At 64.4% G+C, this 13,866-nt stretch carries 10 protein-coding genes; all 10 read right to left on the bottom strand.

Features of this window, described 5'->3' with window-relative positions; all coding sequences use genetic code 11:
• Positions 1-10 precede the first annotated feature (10 nt).
• On the bottom strand, positions 11-1,066 hold the full coding sequence (locus tag ACRXBZ_RS08035; protein ID WP_433878516.1) for a hypothetical protein: 1,056 nt from the start codon (positions 1,064-1,066) through the stop codon (positions 11-13).
• Between the two features lie 98 nt (positions 1,067-1,164).
• Positions 1,165-2,139: an AAA family ATPase gene (locus ACRXBZ_RS08040; RefSeq protein WP_433883825.1), complete on the bottom strand. Its 975-nt coding sequence runs from the start codon at positions 2,137-2,139 to the stop codon at positions 1,165-1,167.
• Entirely contained in the window at positions 2,066-2,758 is a 693-nt protein-coding gene (locus ACRXBZ_RS08045) for a hypothetical protein (RefSeq protein ID WP_433878517.1), read from the bottom strand. Before ACRXBZ_RS08045 ends, ACRXBZ_RS08040 begins: the two co-directional genes overlap by 74 nt.
• A gap of 115 nt (positions 2,759-2,873) precedes the next feature.
• Positions 2,874-5,663: an AAA family ATPase gene (locus tag ACRXBZ_RS08050; protein ID WP_433878518.1), complete on the bottom strand. Its 2,790-nt coding sequence runs from the start codon at positions 5,661-5,663 to the stop codon at positions 2,874-2,876.
• A 297-nt stretch (positions 5,664-5,960) separates the two neighbouring features.
• Entirely contained in the window at positions 5,961-6,173 is a 213-nt protein-coding gene (locus ACRXBZ_RS08055; RefSeq protein ID WP_433878519.1) for a hypothetical protein, read from the bottom strand.
• A gap of 98 nt (positions 6,174-6,271) precedes the next feature.
• Positions 6,272-8,221 (bottom strand): AAA family ATPase, encoded by a 1,950-nt coding sequence (locus ACRXBZ_RS08060; RefSeq protein ID WP_433878520.1) that lies wholly within the window; start codon positions 8,219-8,221, stop codon positions 6,272-6,274.
• Positions 8,222-8,386: 165 nt separating this feature from the next.
• A complete protein-coding gene (locus ACRXBZ_RS08065) occupies positions 8,387-10,078 on the bottom strand; it encodes a hypothetical protein (RefSeq protein ID WP_433878521.1) in 1,692 nt (563 codons plus the stop codon).
• A 111-nt stretch (positions 10,079-10,189) separates the two neighbouring features.
• Positions 10,190-11,422: an AAA family ATPase gene (locus tag ACRXBZ_RS08070; protein ID WP_433878522.1), complete on the bottom strand. Its 1,233-nt coding sequence runs from the start codon at positions 11,420-11,422 to the stop codon at positions 10,190-10,192.
• Between the two features lie 222 nt (positions 11,423-11,644).
• Positions 11,645-12,682: a hypothetical protein gene (locus ACRXBZ_RS08075; RefSeq protein WP_433878523.1), complete on the bottom strand. Its 1,038-nt coding sequence runs from the start codon at positions 12,680-12,682 to the stop codon at positions 11,645-11,647.
• Positions 12,683-12,795: 113 nt separating this feature from the next.
• Positions 12,796-13,740: a hypothetical protein gene (locus ACRXBZ_RS08080; protein WP_433878524.1), complete on the bottom strand. Its 945-nt coding sequence runs from the start codon at positions 13,738-13,740 to the stop codon at positions 12,796-12,798.
• Between the last annotated feature and the right edge of the window lie 126 nt (positions 13,741-13,866).

Genomic DNA, 13,866 nt, shown 5'->3' on the forward strand with positions numbered 1-13,866 from the left:
CCGGACTCACTCAGGCCATGGACGACCTGCTCGATGGGATCACGGAGTGCTCGATCTCGCCGTCGGGGCCGAGGGTGAACGCCGTGACGCGGCGATCGCCCACCGGAAGGTCCTCGATGGTCACGACGTCGTGGTAACCCTCGCCGTTTGGCTCAGCGGTTTGTCCGTCGAGCACGTAGGACGCGTAGTTCTCGTGCCCGATCACTTCGTCGATCCGATGCTGGAGCGTGTCTGGTATGTGGCTAGCCGGAGCGGGCACGGGCTTCTGCGCCAGGTATTCGCGCCATCGCCGGGTGGTCAGCTCGAGGGCGTAACAGGCGAAGACGAAGCGGGTGTCGAACTCGTTGAGGTCCCATTCCCAGGCGGAGCCGAAGGTTTCCTCGTGCTCGCGCAGCCATTCCTGAGCGGCCTCGTAGTGCTCCTCGACCTCCTGGGCCTCGTCGAGGATCTCCTTGCGGCGCTCGGCCGGCGACAGCTCGGGGATCTCCTGGCCGAAGTACTCCCACTCGTCCAGGTCGTCGTCATCGATCTCGAGGCGGGGAAGACGGGTTTCGTCGTTCTGGATTTTGAGGTAGTAGTCGAAATCGAAGTCGTGGCGCGCACAGACGCGCTTGGTCACTGCGACGAGCTTCTCGTGCTCCTCCTGGGCTTCCAGGCCGAAGTTTTCGTCTTCTTCAAGGCTGTTCTTGACGTTCTGGAGGAACACCCGGTGGCTGTAGACGCGCACGCGCTGGTGGTTGTCGGTGCCGACCAGCTTCTCGGCCCAGTAGTGCATGTCGATGCAGGGAGCGCCGTCGGTGTAGTAGGCCTGGCTGGAAGTCGGGGCGGTGAAGAAGTCCAGCATGTCTTCGATGTGGGAGAAGATGAAGCCGGAGGTGGCCAGGTGCCCGGGCCAGGTGCTGACGTCCCAGGACCACATGCGGGTGCCGGGGGCCTGGATCCGCAGGTGGCGGTAGATGCCGGCGTCTTGCAGGACGACGAGCTGATGGTCCTCGGTGTTCTTCTGGAAGTCGGCGTAGGCCCGGGCGTAGGGGTTTTCGGGCTTGGTGCGTGCAGTCGTGGTCATGGTGAGGCTCTTTCGGGTCTACTGGTGCGCGTGGACCGGGCCGGTAGCCGCGCTAGCTGCCGGTCCGGTCGGATGAAGGACCCGCCGCGGGCAGGGCCTTAGAAGTCGATCGAGTGCTTCTGCGGACGGCGCAGCACGATCGAGACGGCCTCGAGCGAGCGCTCCTCTTCGGCCTTCTGCTCCTCGTCACGGGTGTCGACGAGCTCGAAGGAGCCGACGGGCAGGACGTAGCCGTCCTTGGACGGACGGGCGTCGCGCATGCGGAAGCGCACGTTGATGTCCCGGTCCCAGTCACTGATCAGCTGCAGCGCGTCCTGGTCGAAGAGGTCGATGTGTCCGGCGATCGCCTCGGTGTCGCCGTCGGCCCAGGTGATGTGGGCACGGACGATGTCCTCTCCGCAGCGGCTGGTGCGCTTGATGTTGAGGTCGGCGATCACCTCGGCGAAGCTCTCCCCCAGGCGCAGCTCGAAGGCGATCGCGCGCAGGTGGTCGAAGTTGATGTCGTACTTGCGAGAGAAGTCGACGACCTGGGCGATCTCCTCCTGCGCCGCGCCGGGTACCTGGTCGCGCAGGTACTGGGCGACCGTCTCGGCGTCGGGGTAGGCGAACCGCATGTGGTAATGGAAGCGGCCCGGGCGGTTGAGCATGTAGTCGTTGACCCGGTGCAGCTCGTTGACTGAGAGCACGTAGAGGCGCTTGGTGGTGCTCAGGCCGTCGAACAGGCTGAGGAACTGGTTCTGCGGTTCGTTGTCGTCGGTGGCCGAGAAGACCTTCTCGAATTCGTCGAAGACGACGACGGTCTCGCCCAGTTCGTCCAGGAAGGACGCGAGCCCCGGGGTCGAGTGCTGCACGAGGACGGTGGGCAGCCTCAGCTGGTCGCGGGCCTGCTCGGCGAGCATCCGGATCATGAGCGACTTACCCATGCCCTTGTCGCCGGAGAGGATCACGCCCAGGGATCTGTCCATGGCCTGGTAGCCGCGCACGATGCGCTTGACGCGCTCATCGTGGTCGCCGTAGACGGTCTCTTCGCCGGGGGCGAGCGGCTCGACCTGGTGGAGGCTGTAGCCGGTCATCTGGGAGAAGTCGATGGCGTAGGTCGCCACCGGGAGCCGGTCGAAGGTCTGCACGGAGTCGTCGTAGAGGCGGATCAGGCCGCCGGAGACGACGATGGTGGAGGCAGGCATGGGCGCTCGCTTTCGCAGGAAGGTATGAGTGTGGGATGCAGCCGGGCTCGGTGAAGAACTGCTCGGCGCGCTCGGTCAGGCTGGCCCGCCGGGCCTCGTTGGTCGGGAAGTGTTTGGCGACGGTCTGGCCGGGGCCGTACTCGGTGATGACCGAGAACAGTGCGGCGGGAACGGCACTCCGCTTCACGGTGGTGCTCACGTAGATCTGCACGCCCCAACGTCGGCAGAGCTTGGCGATCGCGTCGACGACGGAGTCGGGCTCGGTGCTCCACTGGGCCGCGTGGGCCTGGTGCAGGTTTCGGATTTCCATCGCGCGCGAGGAATCGACGGCTCGGCTGAAGACGTCGGAGTCGGTGAGGAGCCTGACGCACATGTGCAGCCGGCGCTCGGGGTTTTGGTAGTGGTCGTGGAAGACGACTCGATCGCCGTGACAGATGATCAGGTCGTAGGTCGCGTTGAGGTTCGGGGCGAGCTCGTCGGAGTCGGCCCGCGTGCCGATGGCGGTCATGGTGGTGCTCCTTTGGGGCTGCGCTGGCTGTTTGCGGATGGGGAAATGACGCAGGCGCGGGTGCACGGCCCTCTGGTAACGGGGAGCCCGCGCCTGCGCTGCGGGGATCAGCCGATCAGACGGCCTGGGCGACCTCGTCGAGGTCGCCGGCGGAACCGGCGTCGGCGTCGTCATCGACCAGGAAGTCCGGGTCGATGCCCTGAGCGCGCAGCGCATTCTTCTTGTCGCGCTCGGTGAGAGCGTTGACGATCTGCTCGTAGCTGCTCTGGATCGGCGGGTTCTTCGTCGTTCCGTAGGACAGGACGTACTGGCTGTTCATCGCCCTGGTGAAGGCGACGTAGAACATCCGCTTGGCGTCCTGGCTCATGCTGGTGTCCTCCTTGTAGAGGACGACGACGTTGTCGAACTCGAGGCCCTTGGCACCGTGGATTGTCGAGACGACGAGGTCGACCTTGGACTCGAGGTTCTTCCGCTTGCGCTCCTGGTTTTTCTGCTTGTTCACGTTCAGCTTTTGCTGGTTGCGCGTGATCTCGAAGGACAGGAGGTTGTCGCGGAGCCCGTCGAAGAACGCCTTGTGCGACAGGCTGCCCTGGTTGCACAGGGTGACCCAGCCGTTGATGGTGGCGCTGTTCTCGACCCACCATTCGGAGATGGTGCGCAGGATCGCCTTCTCGACGTTGGGGTTGCTGGCATTCTTCGTCAGCTTGCCCATGTTGTCCTTGATCCCCTGGGAGACTACGAACGAGGCGTTGCCCGGTTGTACCTGCAGGACGTCGTTCCAGAAGAACTTGATGTACTTCGAGAAGATGTCCGTCGCGTAGACCCGCTGGCTGACGAGCGAGGCCACGTGCCGGTTGGGGTACGTCTTCTCGAGGACCGCCTGGATCAGCGCCACCTCGCGGCGGGAGTAGGCCAGGAAGGCCACCTGTTCTCCGCGGTCGAGGCACTTCTCGACGTAGTCCGGGATCACTGTGTTGCGCACGATCGATTGCAGGTCCTGGGTGACGAATCCGGTGAGTCTCGCTACCTCGCGGTAGGCCAGCGTGACCTTCTCCTGGAAGGAGTCGGCCGTGGGGACCGCGAGCGAGTTCGCCTGCAGCTGGATGTTGGCGAACTGGTTGGTTTCCAGCTCGCCGAGCACAACGTTGGCGAAATCCAGGATCTCCTGGTTGCTCCGGTAGTTCGTCGTGAGCTTGAAGGTCGCGAAGACTCCCGAGCCCTCCAGCGTGTTGAGCGCGCGCGGGTTGGCCGAGCGGAACTCATACAGCGTCTGAGAAGCATCGCCGACGATGAACAGGCTCTGGGCGTGCTTGGTGATGTACTTCAGCACGTAGATGAACTCGAAGACCGAGTTGTCCTGCACCTCGTCGATGATGAGGTACTTCGACTGCACGTGGGCCGGCTCGGCCATGTCGTCGATCTTCTGGTAGCAAATGATGATCTGCAGCTCTAGCGACGTCTGCTCGATGCGGTCGAGCAGGGCGACCACCTCATCGAAGTGGTTCTCGACGAAGGTGTTGAGCGCGGTGAACGCACCGGTCTTGTTCTGGTCGACCTCCAGCAGCCGCGAGCGGAATTGCGCGGCGAACTGGCTGTTCGGGTAGAAGATGTCGATCGAGTTGATGATCGTGTCGATCGCCGAAACCTTGTGAGTCGGGTGGTTCAGTGAGTAGATGTCGATGATCATCTTCGCGATCGTCATCGAGCCGACTTTCGGGTTCTTCTCCGTGATGTTGTCGGCCGCGGCGTTGGTGAACGACAGCACGGTGATGTCGCTAGCCAGCACCCCGCAGGCCTCGAGGTACTTGATGCGCTCAAGGATCACGGTCGACTTGCCGGTGCCGGCTCCCGCCTGAGTCATCACCAGCGGCTCATGCGTGGTGAGCGCGTCGAGCTGCTGCTTGGACAGGTGCGGGGGCAGAACCGGCGGTGTGATCGGCTGGGTGGGCACGACCAGCTGGGGCTTCATCTGTTCCAGATGGTCGAGCGTGTGATTCATCAGCAGGTTAAGGTTCTGCTTCGACAGCTTCGCCGCGATCTGCTCGGAGAAGGTCGCATCCAGCTGCTTGTGGATTTGGCGGTAGGCCTCCAGCGGGACGTTGTAGTTCTCCAGGTAGCGCAGCTGCACAGCGAGCATGTTCAGCTGCTCCTCTGTGGGGCTGGCCGGTATGTCGGTGATGTAGCGGCAGACCTCGTCGGCGATGGCCTCGGAGTCCCAGATCTGCGCGAGTCGCGTGATGCGCTCGTAGATCGGGTACTCGTTCATCCACTCATCGAGCTCGTCGAGGTTGGAGGCCGTGAGGCCGGCGGTGGTGAGCACGTCATCGATGAAATAACGGGTGTTTTCCATCGGGCTGGTGTCCCACTGCAGGAATACGGCTGCGTCGTAGTTGCCGTAACCCACCGAGCTGGAGACCGAGGTCGCACGCTCGGGCTCGAGGAGGCCTTTCTTGAAGAAGAACAGCTCCATCCGGTACTGGACGACCAGGTCGCGGGCGGGCTTGTCCCCGGACTTGTCCTCGTAGAGTGTCAGGCCCTGCGGGGTCATGTCGAAGACGACGTCCCAGTTCTGGACCTTGCTGGCGGAGGTGTCGAGCGCGAAGCGGTCGTCCACGTGCGGGGTCGGCAGAGTGAAAAATCCACCCGAGAGCAGCGCGCGGCGGGTCATCGGGGCCAGGGGTACGGACGAGGTCGTGATGTCGTGGTGCGTCGAGCTCTGCTTGACCTCGATGTCGCGGGCGATGGCGTAGGCGGTGTTGGTGGCGGTGTTGATCGGCCGCAGGCTCTCGTTGAGCAGGCCGGTCTTCTTGCCGGACCCTGTCAGCTTCGAGGAGAAGAACTTCGGGTCAACGGTCTTCTTGGCCACAGCGGCCAGGAGTTCGATGTCATCGAGCATGATAGGCATAGCGTCGCCTTTCATCGAGTGGATCGTTAGGTGAATTGAGAGAGGTAAGGTCGTGAGCGATAGAACCATTCCGACAAAGAATGAATGGTCAGTCGAATGCTCAGAGATGAGCACTTGGGGTACGTGGGCGCAGGCTTGAGCACGGGAGGGCTCTCGTCAGGCGACGAGCCCTCCCGTGTCTCTCTCAACCCACCCGTCAGGGGCCGTGAGGCCCCTGAGTCCGGGGTCCGTGGTGTTAGCCACGCAACCCCGGACACCGCGCGCTACCCAGGCGCGCGGTCGTCCATTGGCGACGGCTCACCCTTTGGGCGAGTGCTGTGCGGGTTCGCTGACGTCGGCATCCCAGGGATTGGCCGCGATGAGGGATCCGTTGGGATCAACCTCGATCAGGCCGAGCATGAGGTTCAGTTCGCGGTATTCCGCCGGGTCGTGAGAGTAAGCGGCGAGCGTCAGGCTGGCGTTGTCGGCGACTGCGGTGTGCCGGTCCTGGGGCTGAGCAGCAGTGGTCATGGGCGCCCTTCTCTCTGTGGGACGAAGTGGTGCGGACACAGGAGCGCCCCCGTCCGGACGGGCCGGACGGGGGCGTTCGATGGTGTGCGGAGGTCGGATCAGTTGGTCGTCGACGTCTCCGGTTCCTCGGTGGATGCGATCGCGGGCGTGGCTGCGCTGCCGCTCGCCTGGGCGGCGAGTAGACGGTCCTCGATCCAGGTGCGCACGGCTTTGCCAGCCGGACGAGCACCCTGGGATTCCACGTAGGTGGTCTCCGCGATGGCGCGCAGCTCGTCGTCGGGCATTGTCGCGGGTAGGGCCTGAGCCAGCCGGGGTTTGGCATCCAGGATCCGCTCGCGCTGCCGGACGTAGTCGGCGGCCATGATCTGCCGGTAGATCTCCTCGTCGATAGGGTTGAACCCCACGACCAGCGAGAACCGGCCCAGCAACTCGGCGTCGAAGAATTCCGTCAAGGCCTTGGTGAGACTCTTGCGCGAGACCGTCTTCGGTGCCGATCCGAACCCGATGTGGCTGCCGTTGAGCGACTCCCGGGCGGCGTTGGTCGTGCAGATGACCAGTGCCTTGGAGAAGTCCAGCAGCTTGCCGTGCGCATTGCGGATGTAGCCTTCATCGAAGGCCGACAGGAACAGCCGTTGCACGGCCTTGTCCGCCTTCTCGAACTCGTCGAGCAGGATCACCCGGTGCGGGTTGGACTCGAGTGTGTCGAAGGGCAGCTCCTGATTGGAGTCGGACCCAACGTAGCCCGGGGGCGAGCCGATGATCTTCGACGTCGACCACTCGGAGTGGTACTCGGTCATGTTGAGGATGATCGGCTCGGTGCCGGTCATCTGCTCGGCGATGATCTTCGCGGTCTCGGTCTTGCCGACACCCGAGGCCCCGGCGAGCATCCACGTCGTCGGGGTCTTATTCGGAAACAGCTCCAGCTCTTCTCGAGCAAGGCGGTCCGTGAGCTGGTCGAGCACGTTGTCCTGGCCCTGCAGCTGACTGGTGAGCGTGGCGCGCAGCGTCGCGACGTCGAAGTCCGGGCGCCGGGCGTTACCGGTCATCAGCCGCTTGGCCACGTCGAGCACGCGGGTCGTCGTCAGCGGCACCTGCGGGATGGTCCGCAGGGTCTGCGCGAGCGTTGCGTCGCCGGCGTTTTCGGCCTGGACGATGAGCTTCTTCTGCTCCAGGACCCGATCGGCCATCGCTCGGTCGAGCAGGGTGATGGCGTTGTCAGGGCGGTGCTGCCCGGCACGGGAGTTGGCTTCGGCGATCTTCACCGTCTCGGTGAGTACATCGTCGGAAACGGCGATCTGATGCCGATAGTGGGCGGTCAGACCGGGACGGACTGTCTTGAGGATCTCTTCGGCCTGCTCCACAGTGAGCTCGTCGACGATGAGCTGGGTGAAGCGGCGCGAGAAGGCCGGGTCTTCGTCGAAGCCTCTGGACTCGGTGGACGTGGTCGCGCCGATAACGGACATGTCACCGCGGGCGAGTGCTGGCTTGAGGATCTGCGAGATCTTGCGACCGTGCGCGTCGCCATGACTGCCCGTCCCTCCGGTGATCTGGTGGATTTCGTCGATGAACAGGACGGCCTTGTTCTTGGGGTCCGAGGCGAACTCGACGATCGCCTTCACCTTTTCCTCGAGCGAGCCGACGATGCCGGACCCGGCGATGATGTTGGTGATCGGCAGCTCGTAGATCGTGTGGTCTTTGAGCTGGTCGGGGATGAGGGTGTCGCCAAGCGCGATACGCCGTGCGATGTCCTCGACGATCTTCGTCTTGCCGACACCAGCGGATCCGATCAGCAGGGCGCTCGGCTTGTTCTTGCTGATGAGGACCGAGAGGACCTGCTCGATAAGCACGTCGCGGAACATCATCGGATCGGCCTTCTTGAACTTCTCGTTGTAGTCGACGAGGAGGGTCTTCACTTCGTCGTCGTCGATGCTGCCGCCCGGGAATCCGGGCCCTATCGGCGGAAAGCCCGGAGGACGACCGTTCGAGGGCGGTCCGTTGCCGTTGTTCTTGTCGTCGTCGGAGCCCGACGTGAAGTTGCTGAGGCCCACTACGGGTCCCTCCTTCGGTATGGGTCGCCTGGGTCTACGACGCGCTGGGTGGGCGCATCACGAGGCCCCGGGCAGGGATACGAGTAGGTGAGAGACGGGGTCCGGGACCGGGAGACGTCGGCCGGATGAGCCGAGCGACGTCTCCCAGGGAGCGAGCAGGCAGGATCAGACGACCATGCCCAGCAGCTTCTGCCGGATGCTCGGGTCGATGTGCTGCATCGCATCGGCGTAGCACTTGGCCAAGCTGATCATGAACGACCAGGCCATCGCCGAGCAGGGCGCGTAGTACAGGTTTGGCGGGTGGTCCTCCCGCATCGCGGGCGGAGTCCATTCGAAGTCAGTGATCATCAGTGACAGCCGGCGCTTACGCTTCGGCGAGGCGTTGATGTAGTCCCAGACCTGTTTGAACTCGGTGCCGCCGGTGACCTTCGGGACCTTGCGGAACTCCTTCCAGATCTGCCGCATCGCCTTGTTCTCCACCTTGAGCAGTGTCTCTTGCGAGAGGATGTGGCTGAACGAGTTGAAGTACAGGTTGACGTTGAGCTTCTTGGCGATCCTGATGAGCATCAGGACGGCCTCCTGGTAGTTCTCCTCGGAGATCGAGCCAGAGGTGTCGATGTAGACGTGCAGGTCCGGCATGTACTGCACCGAGGTAATCCGGCCGGGCTTGTTGTAGTCGTCCGGATCACGGCGGTTGGCCTTCAGGAAGGTCGTTTTCGTCATGCGGAACACGTTCTGCGACTTGTTGACCTTGCCCATGCGGCGCAGCACCCGGGTGATGTCCTTGAACAAGTCGAGCTTGCTCGGCGGCTGCTTGCGGAATTTCACCTGAGCTGAGCGCGAGCCGGGCTGGCCGGGCTGCTGTTTCGCACCCATGGCCGCGGCCTTGGTGGCGGCCCGCGGGAGCGAGGTGAGCTTGGACAGCGCGGCGTTGGAGACCACCTTCACCGGCGAAGCCAGCGACTGGTTGATGAGGTTCCACTCCCCCATCACCTTCGGTGCGGTGGCCCGGGCGTGGGCCTCGACGTTGACCAAGACCATAGATCGAGGGCAGAACAGCTCCCCGACGGTGAACGGCAGGATGCCGACGTCGAGGGTGGTGCTGCTCGCGGCGGCCTGGTTGCGTTGTTGCTCGACGTAGGTCATGAGCATGTGGATGAGCAGGCGAGCGAACGAGAACTCGTCGTTACCGTCGGCGTCATCCTTGCGCAGCAGCAGCGACTCCGTGAGTCCCTTGAGGGAAAGCTTCGTGAAGTCGGTCAGCAGGCGGAGGGTGCCCGGTGGCATGACGTTGGCGCTGGCCATGGTCTGGGTCTGCTGGTTCAGCCAGATCTTGAAGCCGTCGAAGGCGGCGGACGACTGGAACCAGAACCCGAGGGTGTTGGGGTGGTAGGCGTAGGCGATCGAGGCAAAGAACGAGCTTTCATCTGCGGAGCCGGCGAGCAGACCCTTGGCCGCGGGGATGACATCGTTCTGTGCCGTGTAGAGCACTCGTGCCGAGGGCGCGGGCAGCTTGTTCTGCTGCCCGGCCTGGGTGGCGAAGAGCTCGCCTACCGGCAGCGGCGTCGCCTGGTCGTAGTTGACCATGGTCTGCCCGAGCAGCTCCTTGGTGATCTGCTCGGCGCTGGTGTTCATCGTGCCACCAAGGCAGCTCATGATCAGGTCTGAGACGTCGCCGGTCAGGTCAGTGCCCGAGGCGTCGGTGATGGTCGCCGGCGCATTCGGGCTGAGCGGCTGCAGCAGAGGGTCCACGAGAGTCTGCTGAATCGCCGGCATGGGGTCGTAGTCGCCGGTGCACGAGATGGTGTGCACCGCATCGAGCACGGCCGGCTTCTGGTTCGTGACGATGATCGTCATGTCGGGGTCTCCTTCTTCGGTCTGAGACGACTGGGTTCAGTCACCGGTGATGACGGGGGCCGCTCCTCGGTGGAACGGCAGGGACAGCCCCCGCCGCCGGTGCCCGGTCGATCAGAGGAAGGCGGACAGGACGGGCTTGGCCGCGTTGACGACCGGCGCGTTGATGTCCAGGAAGGCCTCCAGGTTCTGGCGGTCGACCTGCTGCGTGGTCACCATCTCGATGAGCGTGCGGGTGTGCTCCGGCTCGATCTGCTTGGCGGCCTGGGCCAGCTGCTCGATGAGGCGCGAGTTGTCGTCGTTCTCCTTGAGCGCGTACAGCAGTGAGCCGGACACCTCGTGCTCCGTCAGCAGCGAGATCTGCGACGCGAGGTCGGTGACCGTGGACGCGGCCTTCAGCGTCGTGTAGCAGTTCGGCTTCGGGACGTTCACCCGGCTCTGCTGCTGGCCGCCGGAGTTCGATGCGAGGTCCTCGGCGATGGTCGCCACCAGCTGCGTGGTGAACATGGTGTCGCCGGCGAAGGCCTCGATGGCCTCGTTGAGCAGCGAGGTATCACGTCCGGCGATCTGGATCGGGGTCGCGAGGTACTGAGCCAGCTCCTGGCGGTCAGCCTTGTTCAACCACTTGGACAGGTTGTGGATGGTGCGCGGCGTGGTGAGCTGATTCATCTCCTCGCCACCGTCGAACAGCTCAGCCATGGTGACGTTGCCGTCGTCATCGTCGTCTTGGCCGTCGCTCACGATCGCGTTGGGCGTCGACTTCTGGAACACGAGCGCGGGGTATTGCGTGAGCACCTTCTTCACCCACGGGTTCATGTCGTTACCAAGGACGGACACGAGGGTCGCGGCGTCGGGCTCGACGTGGAAGATCGCGAACCGCGACAGCGAAGCCTCGTCCAAGGTGGTGACGTTGCCCTTGTCGTTGCCCGCGACGACAATGCGGACGTTGTCCGGCAGCTCGACGTCGCCCATCTTGCGCAGGGTCACCAGAGTGAGCGCGCCGGAAGTCACGTCGGAGGTCGTGCGGTTGATCTCGTCCAGGAACAGGATCGGCCACTCGCGGGGGTTGGCCTTCGCGTAGTCGATGGCCTCCTGGATCACGTGGTGGGGGTAGAAGACCTGGTGGAAAGACTTCCCGTTCGCCGTCGGCACCAGCCGCGCGCCGGTGAGGTCGGCCTTGTCGGCGAGCTGGTTACAGGGCAGCACGAAGGCCTTGGTTCCCATCGAGTAAGCCAGGGCCTCGACGAAGGAGGACTTGCCGATGCCGGGCTCACCCATGAGAGCAGGGGTTGCGCCGACCTCGATGGACTGCTTGACGAGCGTGGTCAAAGTGTCGTTGAACTTCATGGTGATCTTCCTGATCGTGGAGAGCTGGGTGAGAAGAGAGGAGAGAGTCGAAAGGACAGAAGAGGAGGCAGACCGAGCCGTGGAAGTCCGGAGGCATTGGCTGAACGCGCCGTGCCACACCCCGTGAACACCGGCCTCGGTGGCGGTGGAGCCCCGCTGCACACCGCCACCCGATCGCGCTCCGCGCGATCCAGTGTTTTTTCTCTTCTGCCGCAGGCCGCGCTACGCGCGGGCCTCGGCGGCCTCCCGCTCCGCGACGAGCGCCGCAGCCCGGTCCAGCAGGAACGGCCGGCTGTTGCGCAGCTGACCGTGCTTCTGTCGCGAAGGGATCACGTCGAGCGCCGCCCGGTAGAGCAGCCAGGCCTGGTCCCCCGCGGAGTACTCCATGCCGAGGGTCCGGTATGTGCGCAGAGAGGTCTGCATGCCGTGGTAGAGCGTGCCGAGGATGGAGAACTCCCAGCGGGAGAGGTCGTGGCCGAAATGCTCCGGGCTGCGCATTCGGTCGCGGCTGGCTGCGAGGGTCTGTTCAACGATCCGATCGGCGTGCGCGATGTCGGGCATCTCACCGCCTGTCCCGACGGCGGTGGCTGAGATATTGGCGCTGGGACGCACTTTCGCGGCGAGCTCCGCGTATAGCTCCTCGATGGAGGCGAACTGAGCCGGTCCGGAGACGGCGGCGACGCGGTCGACGATGCGGTCCGGTACCGGCGTACGAGTGAACGTGCACCAGTGGTCGAGGAGGATCTCATACCACCCGTGTTCCTCTTGGAGGACACGCTTGCCGGCGGCCACAGGGAAGTCGTGGAAGTTCTGAGGTATGAGCAGGACGAGGTGAAAGCCGCGCCCCGACATCGACAGCTCCGAGTAGAGGATGCCCGGTAGCCGGAGTAGGTCCGTGGCGATCCACGGCGGGCAGTCGGACTCGATGTCGATGACGACCAGACCATCTATCTGTGACTGCAGGTAATAGGCGGCATTGGCCGCGTTCGGTAGCGCAGCCGTGAGCTCATCCAGGGTCAGCAGGCAGGTGTCGTCCAGCGCGAAAGCCCCGCGCAGCGGGCCGATGTGGCGGCAGCCGGGGTTGCACCCGTTGATCAGGTGGCGCACGTCGATCGGGGCCTTGCGACCGGAGTCCTCGTCGTCGGGGTCGAGCTCACCGAGCCGCCCGGAGATGGTCCAACGGCAAGCGGTCGCCAAAGCGCGGATCGCGGGATTGTCGTAGAAGGCAGGGAACCATGCTCGGGGGTCGGCTGGGGTCATTGTGGGGTGCACGCTTTCGTTCGGCGGGGACGGAGGGATGCAGGGCAAAGAAAGACGAGACCTCCGTACTGCGCAGAGGTCAGCACGGGGGTCTCGTCGATGGTCGGCACGGATCAGCCCTGATAGGTGATTCCGGCCTGCTGGCCACCCGCGCCGCCCTGGCCGTTCCAGGGGTTCTCGGGGGCAGCGCCGACGGGAGCGCCCACTGCCGAGCCGGCGTTCTTCAACGCCACATTCTCGGCCTCGAGGCGAGCGAGCTTCTGCTCAGGGGTCTCGCCCTGGATCTGCGGCTGAGCAGCCTGGGTCGCAGCCGCGGGAGCGGGAACAACCGGAGCCACCGCAGTCGGCTGGACGACCGGAGCCTGAGCGGCCTGAGCCTGTGCAGGAGCGGCTGGCTGCGGGGCCGGGAAGGACAGGCTGTCCTCGACATCAGTGCCGACTACGTCCTCGGCAGCACCGACGGCGGAGCCGCCGGTCGGGGCCTGGACCGCACGGGGTGGCGTGTTGAACACGATGCCGCGCGCGGCGAGCTCGCCGGTGGCGACGCCGCCGGCGTTGTAGTAGCGCGGAGCCTCGTGGACGATCACCTGGTCGAGCGCCAGGCCGCGGTTGTTGAAGTTCTTCGGCTTATACACCCTCAGCACGAGCGTGACGTCGAGGCCCTGGGCGAGCTCCTGACACGAGGTGTCCTGGTCGAAGGTGCCGTCGCCAGCCTCGGACGGGATCGCGATGATCGGCAGGTTCGAGCCCTTGGCGTCGATCGAGTAGTTCGCGCCGGTACCGGGGTTCTTCTTCGAGGCGTAGCAGCGCTCGGAGACAAACTGTTCCTCGATGGTGGGGTTCACCGGGTCGGCGAACTGAACCTCGGCCTCGGTGATGGTCGCCGTGGTGTGCGGCTTGCCGACCGGGCTCATCCCGTTCTGAACCTTGCGCTGGTCGCTGGCGGCGAGCTCAGCACCCTCGATCGGCCGGGTGAGCCGCGCGTAGGCGAGCTTGCCGCGGATGAAGACGCTGGTGCCCTCGGTGAGCTGGCTAGCGGAGATGGAGTAGATGGCCATGGTGGTGCTGTTCCTTTTGCCGAGAGTGATTCAATGGATGACAGTGGTTTGTCAACAGCCTTTCAATAGCTTGGCCGTGATCTATCAGACTGGTAAACAACTAGGCATCACTTCTCTTATTCTATC

It is taken from the genome of Saccharopolyspora hattusasensis (assembly GCF_050972075.1).
Classification (GTDB): domain Bacteria; phylum Actinomycetota; class Actinomycetes; order Mycobacteriales; family Pseudonocardiaceae; genus Saccharopolyspora; species Saccharopolyspora hattusasensis.

Bases quoted from the DNA above. Each gene is read 5' to 3' on its own strand.
- ACRXBZ_RS08070 (WP_433878522.1), bottom strand. From the start codon at position 11,422: ATGAAGTTCAACGACACTTTGACCACGCTCGTCAAGCAGTCCATCGAG.
- ACRXBZ_RS08035 (WP_433878516.1), bottom strand. From the start codon at position 1,066: ATGACCACGACTGCACGCACCAAGCCCGAAAACCCCTACGCCCGGGCC.
- ACRXBZ_RS08040 (WP_433883825.1), bottom strand. From the start codon at position 2,139: ATGACCGGCTACAGCCTCCACCAGGTCGAGCCGCTCGCCCCCGGCGAA.
- ACRXBZ_RS08055 (WP_433878519.1), bottom strand. From the start codon at position 6,173: ATGACCACTGCTGCTCAGCCCCAGGACCGGCACACCGCAGTCGCCGAC.
- ACRXBZ_RS08065 (WP_433878521.1), bottom strand. From the start codon at position 10,078: ATGACGATCATCGTCACGAACCAGAAGCCGGCCGTGCTCGATGCGGTG.
- ACRXBZ_RS08045 (WP_433878517.1), bottom strand. From the start codon at position 2,758: ATGACCGCCATCGGCACGCGGGCCGACTCCGACGAGCTCGCCCCGAAC.
- ACRXBZ_RS08080 (WP_433878524.1), bottom strand. From the start codon at position 13,740: ATGGCCATCTACTCCATCTCCGCTAGCCAGCTCACCGAGGGCACCAGC.
- ACRXBZ_RS08075 (WP_433878523.1), bottom strand. From the start codon at position 12,682: ATGACCCCAGCCGACCCCCGAGCATGGTTCCCTGCCTTCTACGACAAT.
- ACRXBZ_RS08050 (WP_433878518.1), bottom strand. From the start codon at position 5,663: ATGCCTATCATGCTCGATGACATCGAACTCCTGGCCGCTGTGGCCAAG.